At 73.3% G+C, this 15,016-nt stretch carries 13 protein-coding genes; 8 read left to right on the plus strand and 5 right to left on the minus strand.

Annotated features, from left to right (window positions below; all coding sequences use genetic code 11):
- Positions 1–33: 33 nt before the first annotated feature.
- Entirely contained in the window at positions 34–1,884 is a 1,851-nt protein-coding gene (gene ilvD / locus ACH4OW_RS23700; RefSeq protein WP_360136786.1) for a dihydroxy-acid dehydratase, read from the plus strand.
- Positions 1,885–1,921: 37 nt separating this feature from the next.
- Here the strand turns inward: ilvD and ACH4OW_RS23705 are convergent, their stop codons facing one another.
- Positions 1,922–4,135, minus strand: a complete 2,214-nt coding sequence (locus tag ACH4OW_RS23705; RefSeq protein WP_398029918.1) for a PQQ-binding-like beta-propeller repeat protein — start codon at positions 4,133–4,135, stop codon at positions 1,922–1,924.
- A gap of 156 nt (positions 4,136–4,291) precedes the next feature.
- Between ACH4OW_RS23705 and ACH4OW_RS23710 the strand changes: the two genes are divergently transcribed.
- The 4 genes from ACH4OW_RS23710 (at position 4,292) to sigJ (ending at position 7,086) form a co-directional block, all read left to right on the plus strand.
- On the plus strand, positions 4,292–4,621 hold the full coding sequence (locus tag ACH4OW_RS23710; protein ID WP_360136788.1) for an SH3 domain-containing protein: 330 nt from the start codon (positions 4,292–4,294) through the stop codon (positions 4,619–4,621).
- A 56-nt stretch (positions 4,622–4,677) separates the two neighbouring features.
- The gene (locus ACH4OW_RS23715; RefSeq protein ID WP_398029919.1) at positions 4,678–5,208 is read left to right on the plus strand and encodes a hypothetical protein; all 531 of its coding nucleotides are present in this window, start codon (positions 4,678–4,680) and stop codon (positions 5,206–5,208) included.
- 128 nt (positions 5,209–5,336) lie between these two features.
- Positions 5,337–6,176 (plus strand): class I SAM-dependent methyltransferase, encoded by an 840-nt coding sequence (locus tag ACH4OW_RS23720; RefSeq protein WP_398029920.1) that lies wholly within the window; start codon positions 5,337–5,339, stop codon positions 6,174–6,176.
- Positions 6,177–6,180: 4 nt separating this feature from the next.
- A complete protein-coding gene (sigJ, locus tag ACH4OW_RS23725) occupies positions 6,181–7,086 on the plus strand; it encodes an RNA polymerase sigma factor SigJ (RefSeq protein WP_398029921.1) in 906 nt (301 codons plus the stop codon).
- Positions 7,087–7,142: 56 nt separating this feature from the next.
- Here the strand turns inward: sigJ and ACH4OW_RS23730 are convergent, their stop codons facing one another.
- The 3 genes from ACH4OW_RS23730 to ACH4OW_RS23740 all read right to left on the minus strand — a co-directional run bounded on the left by ACH4OW_RS23730 (position 7,143) and on the right by ACH4OW_RS23740 (position 10,737).
- The gene (locus tag ACH4OW_RS23730; protein ID WP_398029922.1) at positions 7,143–8,552 is read right to left on the minus strand and encodes a M1 family metallopeptidase; all 1,410 of its coding nucleotides are present in this window, start codon (positions 8,550–8,552) and stop codon (positions 7,143–7,145) included.
- A gap of 102 nt (positions 8,553–8,654) precedes the next feature.
- A complete protein-coding gene (locus ACH4OW_RS23735; RefSeq protein WP_398029923.1) occupies positions 8,655–10,115 on the minus strand; it encodes a SulP family inorganic anion transporter in 1,461 nt (486 codons plus the stop codon).
- A gap of 205 nt (positions 10,116–10,320) precedes the next feature.
- Positions 10,321–10,737 (minus strand): hypothetical protein, encoded by a 417-nt coding sequence (locus ACH4OW_RS23740; RefSeq protein ID WP_398029924.1) that lies wholly within the window; start codon positions 10,735–10,737, stop codon positions 10,321–10,323.
- A 163-nt stretch (positions 10,738–10,900) separates the two neighbouring features.
- On the opposite strand from ACH4OW_RS23740, the gene ACH4OW_RS23745 reads away from it, so the two are divergent.
- The 3 genes from ACH4OW_RS23745 to proC all read left to right on the plus strand — a co-directional run bounded on the left by ACH4OW_RS23745 (position 10,901) and on the right by proC (position 13,469).
- Positions 10,901–11,746, plus strand: coding sequence for an ABC transporter ATP-binding protein (locus ACH4OW_RS23745; RefSeq protein WP_398029925.1), 846 nt, complete (start codon positions 10,901–10,903; stop codon positions 11,744–11,746).
- A complete protein-coding gene (locus ACH4OW_RS23750) occupies positions 11,743–12,501 on the plus strand; it encodes an ABC transporter permease (RefSeq protein WP_398029926.1) in 759 nt (252 codons plus the stop codon). Before ACH4OW_RS23745 ends, ACH4OW_RS23750 begins: the two co-directional genes overlap by 4 nt.
- 158 nt (positions 12,502–12,659) lie before the next feature.
- Complete coding sequence (gene proC, locus ACH4OW_RS23755; protein WP_360136802.1) at positions 12,660–13,469, plus strand: pyrroline-5-carboxylate reductase; 810 nt, start codon at positions 12,660–12,662, stop codon at positions 13,467–13,469.
- Between the two features lie 72 nt (positions 13,470–13,541).
- Here proC and trpS read toward each other — a convergent pair whose 3' ends face one another.
- A complete protein-coding gene (trpS, locus tag ACH4OW_RS23760) occupies positions 13,542–14,540 on the minus strand; it encodes a tryptophan--tRNA ligase (RefSeq protein WP_398029927.1) in 999 nt (332 codons plus the stop codon).
- Positions 14,541–15,016 lie beyond the last annotated feature (476 nt).

Here is a 15,016-nt window from a genome sequence, read left to right on the forward strand (position 1 = left end):
AAGACGTACACGCACCCGAGGGAGTGGATCCACGTGCCCGAGCTGAGGTCCCGCACCGTCACCCATGGCCGCAACATGGCCGGCGCCCGCGCGCTCATGCAGGCGTCGGGCGTAGCGCGCGAGGACTTCGGCAAGCCCGTGATCGCCGTGGCCAACAGCTTCACCGAGTTCGTGCCGGGGCACACCCACCTCCAGCCCGTCGGCCGGATCGTCAGCGAGGCGATCAAGGAGGCCGGCGGCATCGCCCGCGAGTTCAACACCATCGCGGTCGACGACGGCATCGCCATGGGCCACGGCGGCATGCTGTACTCCCTGCCGTCCCGCGACCTGATCGCCGACTCCGTCGAGTACATGGCCGAGGCGCACTGCGCGGACGCGCTGATCTGCATCTCCAACTGCGACAAGATCACCCCGGGCATGCTGATGGCCGCGATGCGCCTGAACATCCCCACCGTCTTCGTCTCCGGCGGCCCCATGGAGGCCGGCCGCGCCACCCTCGTCGACGGCACCGTCCGCAAGCTGGACCTGATCAACGCGATCTCCGACGCGGTCGACGAGAACGTCTCGGACGAGGACATCCTCCGTATCGAGGACAACGCCTGCCCGACCTGCGGCTCCTGTTCCGGTATGTTCACCGCCAACTCGATGAACTGCCTGACCGAGGCCATCGGCCTGTCGCTGCCCGGCAACGGCTCGGTACTGGCCACCCACACCGCCCGCCGCGCCCTGTACGAGAACGCCGGCCGTACGGTCGTGGAGATCACCAAGCGGTACTACGACCAGGACGACGCGACCGTGCTGCCGCGCAGCATCGGCTCCCGCGCCGCCTTCGAGAACGCCATGGCCCTCGACATCGCCATGGGCGGCTCCACGAACACGATCCTGCACCTGCTGGCCGCCGCCCAGGAGGCCGGTCTCGGGTTCGACCTGGACGACATCAACGCGGTCTCGCGCCGGGTGCCCTGCCTGGCCAAGGTCGCGCCGAACGTCGCGCCGGGCGGCACGTACTACATGGAGGACGTGCACCGGGCCGGCGGCATCCCCGCCATCCTGGGCGAGCTGTACCGGGCCGGCATGCTCAACGAGGACGTGCACACCGTCCACAGCTCCTCGATGGCGGACTGGCTGAAGACCTGGGACGTACGGGGCGGGTCGCCGTCCCCCGAAGCCGTCGAACTGTGGCACGCGGCCCCCGGCTGCAAGCGCTCCGCCACCGCCTTCTCCCAGTCCGAGCGCTGGGACACCCTCGACCTGGACGCCGCGGGCGGCTGCATCCGCGACCTCGCCCACGCCTACTCCGCCGACGGCGGCCTGGCCGTCCTCAAGGGCAACATCGCCGAGGACGGCTGCGTGGTGAAGACCGCGGGCGTGGACGAGTCGATCTGGACGTTCGAGGGCCCGGCCGTGGTCTGCGAGTCGCAGGAGGAGGCCGTGGAAAAGATCCTCGGCAAGCAGGTCAAGGAGGGCGACGTCGTCGTCATCCGCTACGAGGGCCCCAAGGGCGGCCCCGGCATGCAGGAGATGCTCTACCCGACGTCCTTCCTCAAGGGGCGCGGCCTGGGCAAGGCGTGCGCGCTGGTCACCGACGGCCGCTTCTCCGGCGGCACCTCCGGCCTGTCCATCGGCCACGCCTCGCCCGAGGCGGCCTCCGGCGGCACCATCGCCCTGGTCGAGGACGGCGACCGCATCCGCATCGACATCCCGAACCGTTCGATCGAACTGCTCGTGGCCGACGAGGAGCTGACGGCCCGCCGCGCGGCGCTGGGCGGCGTGTACGCGCCGAAGAACCGCGAGCGCAAGGTGTCGCAGGCCCTCCGCGCGTACGCGGCGATGGCGACCAGCGCCGACAAGGGCGCGGTGCGCGACGTGACGAAACTGGGCTGACACGGGCTCCGGCGGCTCGCCGGGAACCCCGCCCGCCTCACCAGCGGGCGGGGTTCTCCGTGTCGGCGGCGAACACCGTGCCGTCCGGCGCCGCCGCGTACACCCGGCCGTGCCGCGGATCGGGCAGCGGCGCCGGCAGCTTCTCCAGGTAGCCGGTACGGCCGGTCGCCAGCCGGGGCGGGGTCTGGCCGAGCAGCGCGCCGCGCCGGGTCTCCACGGCCAGCAGCCGGCCGTCGGCGCCCGTGAAGTACAGCCGCTCGCCCTTCGGGTCGAGCACCGGCGCCGACGCCCGGCTCACCGACGTCTCCACGCTCCAGCGCCGGTCGCCGACCGCCTGGAGCGTGCCGCCGGAGGCCAGCAGATAGACCGTCTCGCCGCGCACCACGGCCGCCGCGTCGTCCACCGGCGCGCCCAGCGGCAGCCGCCGCACCCGGTGCGTGCCGGGGTCGTAGCGGACGACGGCCGCGGTACGGGTGACGACGAGCGGGTCGGCCGCGGTGAGGTAGACCGAGCCGGACGTGCCCGCACCGGCCAGGGTGAGCGAGCCCGGCAGCCGCCGCTCCCAGCGCAGCGTGCCGTGCGCCGGGTCGATCGCGGTGACCATGGTGGTGGCGCCGTCCGCCGCGACGGTGGCCGCGTACGCGGTACGGCCGTCCCCGTACGCGGTGAACTGCCCCAGCGGCTGGGCCGGGTAGCGGTGGTGCCACAGCTCCCGGTGGGTGGCGCTGTCCAGGGCGGTGACCATGCCGTCGCGCGCGGTCAGCAAAAGGGCGCCGCCCACGAACCGGATGTCGGCGTCGTACCCCGTCAGGTCCTTGCTCCAGCGCGTCGCGCCCTTCCCGCCGGCCGACGGGTCGAGCGCCTCCAGCCGCTTGCCGTCGGGGGAGCGCACGTAGAGCAGCCCGCCGGAGAACACCGGCGCGCCCGGCGGGGTGTCACCCTTGCGCACCGGTTCGCCTGGTTTCCGCCACGACACGGTGCCGTTCTCCGGATCGACCCGCCCGGCTTTCAGGCCCCGCTCGACACAGAACAGGGCGGACCCGCCGTAGGTGCAGAAGGGCATCTCGGCGGGGTGGCCGGCGGGCCGCTCGACCAGCGGGGTGTGCCAGGGGCGGAAGGCGGCGGCCGTGGCGCCGGCCGTACGCGTCTGGAGCGCCGTGGCGTCCTCGGAGCCCAGGGCCCGTACGCCCGCGAAGGCACCCGCGCCGGCCAGCACGGCGGCCACGGCCGACCAGACCGCCCAGCGGCGGCGGGGAGCGGAGGCGGCCTTCTCCGCAGGGGGCGCGGCCTCCCGGCCCCGTACATGCGTGGTCCCGTCCTGCCCGGGCGGCGCGGCAACCTGCGCGGGCACGACGGCCTCGGCGGCCGCCGGCGGACCGGCGTACGCCGCCGCCTCCTGCGCCGCCTCCTCGTGGACCTCCGTCGGCAGCTCGGTGCTCAGCAGCCGCATCAGCATGTCCGGCGTCGGCCGGTCGGCCGGCCGCTTCGCCAGGCAGGTGCGGATCAGCGGCGCCAGGTCCTCCGGGACGCCCGTCAGGTCCGCCTCGTCGTGCACCACTTGGTACGCGACGATGTACGGGCTCTCCGAATCGAAAGGGCCCCGCCCGGTCGCCGCGTGCACCAGCACGGAACCCAGCGCGAAGACGTCCGCCGCGGGGCCCACCTCGCGCGGCCGCTGGAACTGCTCGGGCGCCATGAACGGCGGCGTACCGATCAGCTTGCCGGTCTCGGTGCGCATCTCGCTGTCCGCGGGCCGCGAGATACCGAAATCGATGACCTTGGGGCCGTCGGCGGCGAGCAGCACGTTGCCCGGTTTCAGGTCGCGGTGCACCACGCCGGCCCGGTGGATGTCGCGCAGCGCCTCGGCGAGGCCGGCGGCCAGCCGCCGCAGCTCGCCGGGCGGCAGCGGGCCGTTCCGCTTCACGTGGTCGCCGAGGGTCGGGCCCGGGATGTAGAGGGTCGCCATCCAGGGGAGGGCGGCATCCGGGTCGGCGTCCACCACGGGCGCGGTGAACGCGCCGCTCACCCGCCGTGCCGCCGCCACCTCCTGCCGGAACCGGCCGCGGAACTCGGGGTCCTGGGCGAAGTCGGCGTGCACGACCTTCACCGCGAGGCGCAGCCCGGACGACGACCGCGCCAGATGGACGACGCCCATCCCGCCGGAGCCCAGGCGCGCGTCAAGGCGGTACCGGCCCGCGTACTGCGGACGTTCCGCTTCCGGGTCCGCCCCGGAACCGCGCAGCGGCGGCATCTCCCCACCCCCGTGTCATGGGCCGCAGATGCGACGCACGGAGCCTAGTCGATGGTGCGTACGAGACAGGTGAGGCTTGCTAGCGTGCGCGGTGCACGGCCGCGGCCGCGCACCGGCCGCTTCGGGCCACCGGACGACACCACGGGGGAGCACACCATGACCAGCACGCAGGAGAACGCCGTCGGCACGGTCGAAGGCGCCGGCACGGAGGAGGTCACGGCCGCCGCCACGGCCGCGGTGACCTACCCCGTCGCGCCCGGCTACCGCCTCAACGTCCGCAGCGGCCCCAGCAGCCGCGCCTCCCTCGTCCGGCAGCTCCCGTACGGGGCGCGGGTCGCCATCCGCTGCCAGCGCCACGGCGAGCAGGTCAGCGGCCCGTACGGCACCAACGACATCTGGGACTGCATCGCCCCCGGCCAGTACGTCTCGGACAGCTACGTCCGCACCGGCAGCGACGGCTTCGTGGCCCCGCTCTGCGCGAACTGACCGGCCCGGCGGCCGCGCCGTACGGCCGCCGGGGCCCGCCGGGGATAATCGACACCATGAGCGACGAGACACGGCCCGCCCCGGACCGGACAGGACCCGAGCCGGCCGCGATCCGCTTTTTCGGGACGACCTGGGTGCACCACGACGGCGGCTACGGCCTGCGCCGGGCCGGGGTCGCCGCCGGCTCCCTGGCGCTCGCCGCCGCGGGCGCGGTGGTGCTGCGCTTCGCCTTCCAGGGCCTGGAGATCGCCGAGGTCGGCTCGTTCCTCAACGTCCTGGTCGTGGTCTGCTTCGCGGTGTGCAGCGCGGTCGCGTTCCGCCGCACCTGGGAACGCCTGACCCGCGCCGCCGCCGACGCGCCCGCCGACCGCCCGGCCGACAGGTCCGGGCAGAGCCTGCTGCTCATCGGCTTCATCGGCTCGCTGCTCGCCTACTTCTGCCGCAGCCTCGTCGAGGCACCGGGAGAGGCGGTGCGGCGCGCCGAGTACGAGGCGGAACGCGAGCGCCACGAGCGCCGCCGCAGCACCCGCACGGGCAACCCGGCAGCCAAGAAGACACCGAAGGCGTCGAAGAAGAAGCGCGCCTAGCAGCGCCGGTGCGCGGTACCGCCGGGTCGCGCCGCGCTTGGCATGCGGACCGTGCCGCCGGGTGCCGGGAACGGTAAACCGTCGGAAAATCCCACCCGCGCCCCCGCCGCGCGAGGCACCATGCCCGCATGCCGCAGCCGCCGCTCCACCGGCCGACGCGCCCGGTCCTCGCCCGGTCCTTCGATGCCGTCGCCGCGCAGTACGCCGCCGCCCGCCCCGGCTACCCGCCCGCGCTGTTCGACGCCCTCGAAGAGCTCGCCGGCCGGCCGCTCGCCGGTGCCCGGGTGCTCGACGTGGGCGCCGGTACGGGCATCGCGACCCGGCTGCTGGCGGCGCGCGGCGCGGGTGTCACGGCTGTCGAGCCGGGCGCCGCGATGGCGTCCGAGCTGCGTGCAGCAGGCCCCGGCACCCCTCTCGTGCGCGCCCTCGGCGACGCGCTGCCCTTCGCCGGCGGCGCGGGCTTCGACCTCGTCACGTACGCCCAGTCCTGGCACTGGACCGCGCCGGCCCGCTCGGTCCCGGAGGCGATGCGGGTGCTGCGGCCCGGCGGTGCGCTCGCCGTCTGGTGGAACGTTCCGGACCCGCGCGTGGCCTGGTGCCGGGAGCAGGAGGCCCGGATCGAGCGCGCGCTGCCCGGCTACCACGTGGACCGCGTCGCACCCCGCGCCCCGGACCTGATCCGCGGTCTCGGCCTCGGCCTGGAACCCGAGTCGCGCGAGCTGGCCTGGACCCGCCGGGTGCCGCTGGAGACCCACCTCGCGATGCTCGGCAGCCGCTCGTACTTCGCCGCGATCGGGCCCGAGGCGGCCCGCCCCGTCCTGGAGGCCGAGCGCGCCGCACTGCTGGAGCTCTTCCCGGACGGGACGGTCGAGGAGCCGTACGCCCTCGACGTGACTGTCACACTCCGGCCCGCCGGACCGTCTGACTCAGGGGGCCCGTACACGGCGGCCCGTACGGACAAGGAGTGACGACGTGACGCAGGCGGCGAGGGACGAGCGGCTCGCGCGGTTCGAGGAGCAGCGGGGCCGGCTGTGGGCGGTCGCATACCGGATCACGGGTACGGTCACGGACGCCGACGACGCCGTGCAGGAGACGTGGCTGCGCTGGCAGGCCCTGCCCGGCACCACGGAAGTGGCCAGCCCGGCGGGCTATCTGACGACCGTCGTCAGCCGGGTCTGCTACGACCTGCTGGGCTCGGCGCGGGCCCGCCGCGAGACGTACGTCGGCCCGTGGCTGCCGGAGCCGGTCGTCGCCGGGAGCGCCGACGACGCGGTCGGCGACCGGGTCACCCTGGACGAGTCCGTCGGCCTGGCGCTGCTCACCGTCCTGGAACGGCTCACCCCGGCCGAGCGGACCGCGTTCATCCTGCACGACGTCTTCGCCGTCCCGTTCCCGGAGATCGCCGACGTGGTGGGCCGCACGCCCGACTCCGTGCGGCAGCTCGCCTCGCGCGCCCGCAAGCGGGTGCGGGCCGACGCCCCGCGCCGCACCGTGGACCGCGCGGAGCACCGCCGTACCGTCGAGGCGTTCCTCGCCGCCGTCACCGCCGGCGACCTGGACGCGCTGATGTCCGTACTGGACCCGGACGTCATCTGGCGCACGGACGGCGGCGGCCGGGTCACCGCGGCCCGCCGCCCCGTACTGGGCCGCGACAAGGTCGCCCGGTACACGTGCGGGCTGGTCGGCAGGAACTTCGACCCGGAGACGATGCGGCTGTTCGTACGGGACGTCAACGGCGCGCCGGGCCTGGTCTTCGTCGACCCGGTGGGGGAGCAGACCGCGGTGATCGCCTTCACGGTCCACGAGGGCCGGATCACGGAGGCCGACGCGGTCGTCAACCCCGACAAGCTGGCGCACCTGGACTTCGACGCGCTGTGAGGGGAGGGGCGGCCGGTCCCACCCGCGGCCGGACGTCCCCGGTTCTTCCGGCCCGGTCAGTACTCCCAGTCCGGCTTTCCGTCCCCGAACAGCCAGTCGTCGAAGAGGTCCTCCAGGTCGACGTCCGTGCGGTCCTGGCAGAAGTCGACGAACTCCCGGGTGTCGGCGTTGCCGTGGCGGTGCTCCTTCGGCCAGTCCTTCAAGATGCCGAAGAAGACCTTGTCGCCGACGGCCTTCCGGAGCTGCTGGAGGACCATGGCGCCGCGCTTGTAGACGGGGTCGCCGGTCACGTTCTCCGGCTTGCCGGGGTCGGCGGGCGGGAAGCCCCAGATGTCCTCGTCGTCCTCGTCGGTGGCGTACAGCGCGTCGAACTGCTGCTGCGCCGTCCGGCCGCCCTTGTCCTCCTCCCACAGCCACTCCGCGTACTGCGCGAACCCCTCGTTGAGCCAGATGTCCTTCCAGGTCTTCGGCGTCACCGAGTCGCCGAACCACTGGTGGGCGGTCTCGTGCACGACCGTGCCCTCGTCCGGCGCGCCGGCGTAGACGGGCTTGGTCTGCGTCTCCAGGGCGCCCCAGTCGACGCGCTCGGGCGTGTGGTCGACGATCGCCCCGGCGGAGGAGAACGGATACGGGCCGAACCGTTTCACCGACCAGTCGAGGATCTCGTCCAGCTTGCCCAGCGGCCCGGCGCTCTCCTTGGCCTCCGCCGGGTCCACGGCCGTGTAGACGGGCAGCCCGTCCTTCGTGCGCGACTCCTTGACGGTGAACTTCCCGATGGTCGCGGTGGCGAGGTAGGTGGCCATCGGCTCGGCGTTGTGCCACTCGAAGGTGGTCCGGCCCTTGTCGCTCTTCCTGCCGCGCAGCTCGCCGTTGGCGACGGCGGTGTACCCGTCCGGCACGGTGATCTTGAAGTCGTACGCGGCCTTGTCGCCCGGGTGGTTGTTGCCGGGGAACCACGTCATGGACCCGGCCGGCTGGCCCGCGACGAACGCGCCGTCCTCCGTGCGCACCCAGCCCTCGGTGGCGCCGTCCGGGTCCGTCATCTCCTCGGGCTCGCCGTCGTACTCGACCGTCGTACGGAACGTGGCGCCCTTCTTCACGGTCTCCTGCGGGCGGACCGTCAGCTTGTGCCCCTTGCGGGTGAACTCGGCGTCCTTGCCGTCCACCCGTACGCCGTGCACCTTCATGCCCTGGAGGTCCAGCTTGAAGGAGGCGAGGTCGGCCTGCGCCGTGGCGCTGATCTCGGCGGTGGCGTCCAGGGTGCCGCCGCGTACGTCGTAGTCGAGGTCGAGTCCGTAGTGGCCGACCTGGTAGCCGCCGTTGCCGAGGGCGCGGAAGAGCGGGTCCTGCACGCTGCCCGCGCCGTGCGTGCCGTCCAGGCGGGACGCGCTCGTACAGGAGGAAAGCAGCAGGGCGACGGAGAGCGCGGCGGTCGCACCGCAGTAGCGGAGAGGCCGGCGGATCACGGGGCTCCTAGGGTCGTAGGGCGGGTGGATCAAGCTCCCCGACCCTACGGCCCTTTGACCCCGCAACGCCGCCCCCTTCCACTTAACGGTACTTATCCACCCTTATGTCCGGACTGCTGCGGCTCCGGCACCGGGCTCGTCCGCCGGCCGCCGCCGCTCCGCCCAACTGCCGAGCGCCGCCGCGCACGCACGGTCGAGATGCCGCAGCCCCGAGAGGTCCAGCACGACGTCGCGGTCGTGCGGCAGCGCCTCCAGCTGGTCCAGCAGCCGGGGCAGCCGCAGGAACGTGGCGTTGCCGAGAGCGTGTACGTACAGGGGCCCGCCCTCAGGACCCGACACCTCCAGGTGCACATGCGAGGTCTCCCACGCCGACTTCGCGACCGCCATCAGCAGGCCGACGACGACCCCCTCGAACATGTTCGTCGCCACGATCGCCACCGCGGTCCCCGCCAACACCACGGCCTCGCCCCGGTGCTCGCGCCACAGCGGCCCGAACTCCCGTACGGGAATGAGCTTGAAACCCGCGTGCACGAGCACCCCCGCCAGCGCGGCCAGCGGCACGACGCCGAGCGCCGCGGGGAACGCCGCCGCGAACAGCAGCAGCCACACGCCGTGCAACACCCGCGACGCCTTCGTCCTGGCCCCCGCCCGGACGTTCGCGGCGCTGCGCACGATCACCGCGGTCATCGGCAGCGCCCCCAGCAGCCCGCACACCGCGTTGCCCGCGCCCTGCGCCATCAGCTCCTTGTCGTAGTCCGTACGCGGCCCGGCGTGCAGCCGGTCCACGGCCGCCGCGCTGAACAGCGACTCCGCCGACGCGATCAGCGTGAAGGCCAGCACGGTGCCCACCGCGCCGACCTCCAGGAGCCGGGCGAAGTCCGCGCCGCCCGGCGGCTGCACGGCCGACACCAGCCCCGCGACCTCGACCCTGGCCACCGGCAGGCCGAGGAGGGCCACGGTGGCGGTGGCCAGCGCCACGGCCGCCAGCGGGGCCGGCAGTACACGGGCCGCGCGGCGCCAGCGGGGCCACAGCACCAGGACGGCGATGGTGCCGACACCGATCGCCGCCGCGGTCAGCGCCTGGTCCGACCAGATCGTGTCGACCACCAGCTCCGGCAGGCCCGCGAGGTTGGCGAGCCCGGTGCCGGGCGCTTTGGCGTCGGTCAGGGCGTACAGCTGCCCGGCGATCAGGACGAGCCCGATGCCCGAGAGCATGCCCTGGACGACGGCCACCGAGATGGCGCGGAACCAGCGCCCCAGCCGCAGCGCGCCCATGGCCAGCTGGAGCGCGCCGGCCGCGAGCACCAGCGCGCCCAGGGCGCCGAGCCCGAACTCCCGCACCGCCTCGTAGACGAGGACGGTCAGGCCGGCGGCGGGCCCGCTGACCTGGAGGCTGCTCCCGGGCAGGAAACCGGTGAGCAGGCCGCCGACGATCCCGGTGACGAGGCCGAGTTCGGCCGGTACTCCGGAGGCGACGGCGATGCCCACGCACAGGGGGACGGCGACGAGGAAGACGACGAGGGACGCGGTGAAATCCGCGCGTATATCGGTGATTTTCTGCATGGGAATGCCTCCGGCGCGTTGCGGTGGACCGCGCGGCGCTGACCTGCGCCGGGCGGGGAAGGCGGATTCCCGGATCGATCCGTGCGATCCGTGAACCGTGTGCCGTGCGGGCACGGGGGACCGCCCGGGGGCGCCTGCGGTCAGGCGCCGCCGGGAGACCTCTCGGCGGCGTGGGTGCCGGCGTCGGCACCGGTGCCGGTGTCGGTCAGCAGCGGAAGACGCGATGGCTTATGGGGAGCTGGCCCGAGCGCGTCAGAGGTACGGCGCGGCACCCGGTGACCGGGGCCGTCGGGTGCGGGGCGGCGGCCGGCGGGACGGTGGGGTCGGTCGCGCACCTGGTCTGGTCGCCGCCGGGGTGGGAGGCCGGTATGCCGGTCGCGGAGCGTGCGCTGCGTCCGGTCGGGCAGCGCTCGGTCGCCGTGTCGGCGGAATCGCGGTCGTCGTGCGCGTACGGGACGACGGCGCTCGCGGCGTGCGCGCCGACCCGTGCCGAGGCCCCGACGCCGGCCGCCTGCCCGTGGGCCCCGTCGAAGCGGACCGGGAACGCCAGCAGCGCTGCCATGACGAACAGCAGCACGCGGCGCATGACGTCGGCCCCCTCCGGCAGTGGTTGGGCAGTCAACTTCATTGTGTCCAGGAGGACAGGGAATTGAGCGAGCCTCTGTGTAACCGTCATGTAAACGCTGAGTCAGCGAAGGGGAGCGGTCGGTTCCCGTCCCCCCGGCGGTCGCCGGAGCGCGCCGTACGCCTTGACGCGCCCAGGCGTACGGCGCCATATTCAACACATGATGAATTATGGTCGCGGCCTGGCCGGACCAGCGGAACCGGCCACCCCCGCCAGACCCGCCGACACCACGGACCCCGCCGTCCGGGCCCGCGCCCTCACCGTCGTACGCGGCCGCCGCACCGTCCTGGACAACCTCACCTTCGACGTCCCGCACGGCCGCATCACCGGCCTCCTCGGCCCCTCCGGCTGCGGCAAGTCCACCTTGATGCGCGCCGTCGTCGGCACCCAGGCCAAGGCCACCGGCACCCTCGACGTCCTCGGACGGCCCGCGGGACACGCCCGCCTGCGCCCCCGTATCGGCTACGTCACCCAGGCACCCGCCGTCTACGACGACCTCACCGTCCGCCAGAACCTCGACTACTTCGCCGCGGTCCTGCACCCCGGCCGGGCCGCCCGCGCCGGCCGCAGGGAGAGCGTCCGCCGCGCCGTCGAAGACGTCGACCTCGCCCCGTACGCCGACACCCTCGCCGGCCACCTCTCCGGCGGCCAGCGCAGCCGCGTCTCCCTGGCCGTCGCCCTCCTCGGCACCCCGGAACTCCTCGTCCTCGACGAACCCACCGTCGGCCTGGACCCCGTCCTCCGCCGCGACCTGTGGCAGCTCTTCCACCGCCTCGCCGCCGACCGCGGCGCCACCCTCCTGGTCTCCTCCCATGTCATGGACGAGGCCGAGCGCTGCCACCGGCTGGTCCTGCTGCGCGAGGGCCGCATCCTCGCCGAGGACACCCCGGGAGCGCTGCGCGCCCGCACCCGCACCGACACCGTCGAGGAAGCCTTCCTCCGCCTCGTCGACGAGGCCCGGGCCGCCGAAAATGCCACCCCTCACTCCCCGGAGCCGACCCCATGACCCCCGCGGAACTTCCCGTCTCCGGGGCCCGCACCCTGGCCACCGCCGCCCGGGTGCTGCGCCAACTGCGCCACGACCCGCGCACCATTGCCCTGATGCTGGCCGTCCCCTGCGTGATGACCGCCCTGCTCCGCTACGTCTTCGACGCGCACCCCCGCACGTTCGACGGCGTCGGCGCCGCGCTCCTCGGCGTCTTCCCGATGATCACCATGTTCCTGGTGACCTCCATCGCCACCCTCCGCGAGCGCACCTCCGGAACCCTCGAACGCCTCCTCGCCATGCCCCTGGCCAAGGCCGACCTCCTCGGCGGCTACGCGCTGGCCTTCGGCGCCCTCGCCATCGTCCAGTCCGCCCTGGCCACCGGCCTGTCCGTCTGGCTGCTGGGCCTGGACGTCACGGGCTCCCCCTGGCTGCTCCTCCTGGTGGCCGTCCTCGACGCCCTCCTGGGCACCGCCCTCGGCCTCTTCGTCTCGGCCTTCGCCTCGTCCGAATTCCAGGCCGTCCAGTTCATGCCCGCAGTCCTGATGCCGCAGCTCCTCCTGTGCGGCCTCTTCGCCCCGCGCGACACGATGCAGCCGGTCCTCAAGGCGGTCTCCGACGTCCTCCCGATGTCCTACGCGGTCGACGCCATGAACGAAATCCTCGCCCACCCAGCCCCCACGGGCGCCTTCCTCCGCGACATCCTCATCGTCACCGCCTGCGCCCTCGTCGTCCTCGCCCTCGGCACCACCACCCTCCGCCGCCGCACCCCATAGGCCCCCCGCCTCGTAAGACCCCGCCCCGTTCGCCTCCGCCGTGCCCACAACGTGAACGCCCCCGCCCTCCGCCACCCCGCGATGCGAGGATGACCGGGCATCCAGCGGCCCGCCCGGCCGCCCGTATCCGCAGCCCCACCGGCGAGGTGAACCGCAACATGACCCAGAAGGTCGCCGTACTCGGCACCGGAAAAATCGGCGAGGCCCTCCTCAGCGGCATGATCCGAGGCGGCTGGGCCCCCTCCGACCTGATGGTCACCGCCCGCCGCCCCGAACGCGCCGAAGCGCTCCGCACCCGCTACGGCGTCACCCCCGTCACCAACCCGGAGGCGGCCAAGTCCGCCGACACCCTCATCCTGACCGTCAAACCGCAGGACATGGGCACGCTGCTGACCGAGCTGGCCCCGCACACCCCCGCCGACCGCCTCGTCATCAGCGGCGCCGCCGGCATCCCCACCGCCTTCTTCGAGGAGCGGCTGCCCGACGCCACCCCCGTCGTACGCGTCATGACGAACACCCCCGCCCTCGTCGACGAGGCCATGTCCGTCATTTCGGCCGGCACCCACGCGACCGCGGCCCACCTCACCCGCGCCGAGGAAATCTTCGCCACCGTCGGCAAGACCCTCCGCGTCCCGGAGACCCAGCAGGACGCGGCCACCGCCCTGTCCGGCTCGGGACCCGCCTACTTCTACTTCCTCGTCGAGGCGATGACCGACGCCGGCATCCTGCTCGGGCTGCCGCGCGACAAGGCCCACGACCTGATCGTGCAGGCCGCCATCGGCGCCGCCACCATGCTCCGTGACAGCGGCGAGCACCCGGTCACCCTCCGCGAGAACGTCACCTCACCCGCGGGCACGACCATCAACGCCATCCGCGAGCTGGAGAACCACGGCGTACGGGCCGCCCTCATCGCCGCCCTCGAAGCGGCCCGCGACCGCAGCCGCGAACTGGCCTCCGGCAACGGCTGACCCGCGCCGCACGCCTCCCGGCCACCGACGTGCCACCCCCACACGCCGGTGGCCACACCTCCGGCCGTCCCTTCAATTCGCCGGCAGCAACCCCACCGCCTGGTACGCCGCGTCCACCCGCGGCCGCGCCATGGCCCGGGCCCGCTCGGCCCCGTCCCGCAGGACGGAGTCCACATATCCCGGGTCCGCGACCAGCTCGGCATGCCGCTCACGCACCGGACGCAGCAATTCCACGACCGCCTCGGCCGCGTCCTTCTTCAGCGCGCCGTACGAGTCGTACTCCTCGGCCAGCCCCACCGGGTCACCCCCGACGCACGCCGCGAGCACATCCAGCAGATTCGCGACCCCCGGCCGTTCCGCCCGGTCGTACACGACATCCGCCCCCGCGTCCGTCACGGCCCGCATCACCTTCTTCCGCACCACCTCTGCCTCGTCCAGCAAATAGACGATCCCCGCGGTACGGGCGTGCGATTTCCCCATCTTCGACGTCGGGTCCTGCAAATCCATCACCCGCGCGGCCACCTTCGGGTGCGTCGTCCTGGGAATGACGAACGTCTGCCCGTACCGCTGGTTGAACCGCACCGCCAGGTCCCGCGTCAGCTCCACGTGCTGCGTCTGGTCCTCACCCACCGGCACCTCGTGCGTCCCGTACGCGAGGATGTCGGCGGCCATCAGCGCCGGATACGTCAGCAGCGACAGCCGTACGCTCCCGCCCCGCGCCCGCTCGCGCTCCGCCTTCTCCTTGTACTGGATCATGCGCCGCATCTCGCCGTCGGAGGCCGTGCACTCCATCAGATACGCCAGCCGCGTGTGCTCGTCGACATGGCTCTGCACGAACAACGTGCACAGCCGCGGATCCAGGCCCGCGGCGAGCAGCAGCGTGGCGGCCTGCCGGCTGAGCCTGCGCACCCGCGCCGGATCGTGGTCCACGGTCAGCGCGTGCAGGTCCACGACGCAGAACAGCGCCTCGGCCCGGTGCTGGTCCTCGTCCGCCCAGCGGCGCAGGGCCCCCAGGTAGTTCCCCAGGGTCAGGTGCCCCGTCGGCTTCACACCACTGAAGATCCGCGTCATCTCTCGTCTCCCGAACTGGTCCCGGGACCGCCGCACCCGCCGGCCGGCTGCGAGGAGATACGCGAAACGGCCGCCGAAAGCGGCGGCCGTCGTCTGCATGCACTGGGGGGCGGCCGCCGTCAGGCGGGCCACCACTGCTGTACGAGCGCATGCGAGGTCATGCGGACCACGCTACGCCCCGAGCCGCCCCCCGCGCACGGGTTTGAAGCGCTCCGAGCCCTCGTGTAGTGTTCTCCGAGTTGCCACGGCGCCGACAGGCACCGCGACAGCCCCTCACGCCGCACCGGCGGCACAATCACTACTGCACGACTCCCGAACGGGAACAATTTCGGCATGCCGGAATTCGAACCGCCGACTCGATTATGAGTCACCGGGCGAAACCGCTAAAGTAGTGATCACGCCGGAAGGCGCGAACAACCCCCTCCGACGGGGAATCGGATTCGAATTCGAACCGACAGCTTCCTTCACCGGAAGCC

Origin of the sequence: Streptomyces sp. NPDC017056 (assembly GCF_044332485.1) — a bacterium.
In the GTDB taxonomy this organism is placed as follows: Bacteria; Actinomycetota; Actinomycetes; order Streptomycetales; family Streptomycetaceae; genus Streptomyces.

Bases quoted from the DNA above. Each gene is read 5' to 3' on its own strand.
- ACH4OW_RS23705 (WP_398029918.1), bottom strand. From the start codon at position 4,135: ATGCCGCCGCTGCGCGGTTCCGGGGCGGACCCGGAAGCGGAACGTCCG.
- ACH4OW_RS23710 (WP_360136788.1), top strand. From the start codon at position 4,292: ATGACCAGCACGCAGGAGAACGCCGTCGGCACGGTCGAAGGCGCCGGC.
- ACH4OW_RS23715 (WP_398029919.1), top strand. From the start codon at position 4,678: ATGAGCGACGAGACACGGCCCGCCCCGGACCGGACAGGACCCGAGCCG.
- ACH4OW_RS23720 (WP_398029920.1), top strand. From the start codon at position 5,337: ATGCCGCAGCCGCCGCTCCACCGGCCGACGCGCCCGGTCCTCGCCCGG.
- ACH4OW_RS23735 (WP_398029923.1), bottom strand. From the start codon at position 10,115: ATGCAGAAAATCACCGATATACGCGCGGATTTCACCGCGTCCCTCGTC.
- ACH4OW_RS23745 (WP_398029925.1), top strand. From the start codon at position 10,901: ATGATGAATTATGGTCGCGGCCTGGCCGGACCAGCGGAACCGGCCACC.
- ACH4OW_RS23750 (WP_398029926.1), top strand. From the start codon at position 11,743: ATGACCCCCGCGGAACTTCCCGTCTCCGGGGCCCGCACCCTGGCCACC.
- proC (WP_360136802.1), top strand. From the start codon at position 12,660: ATGACCCAGAAGGTCGCCGTACTCGGCACCGGAAAAATCGGCGAGGCC.
- trpS (WP_398029927.1), bottom strand. From the start codon at position 14,540: ATGACGCGGATCTTCAGTGGTGTGAAGCCGACGGGGCACCTGACCCTG.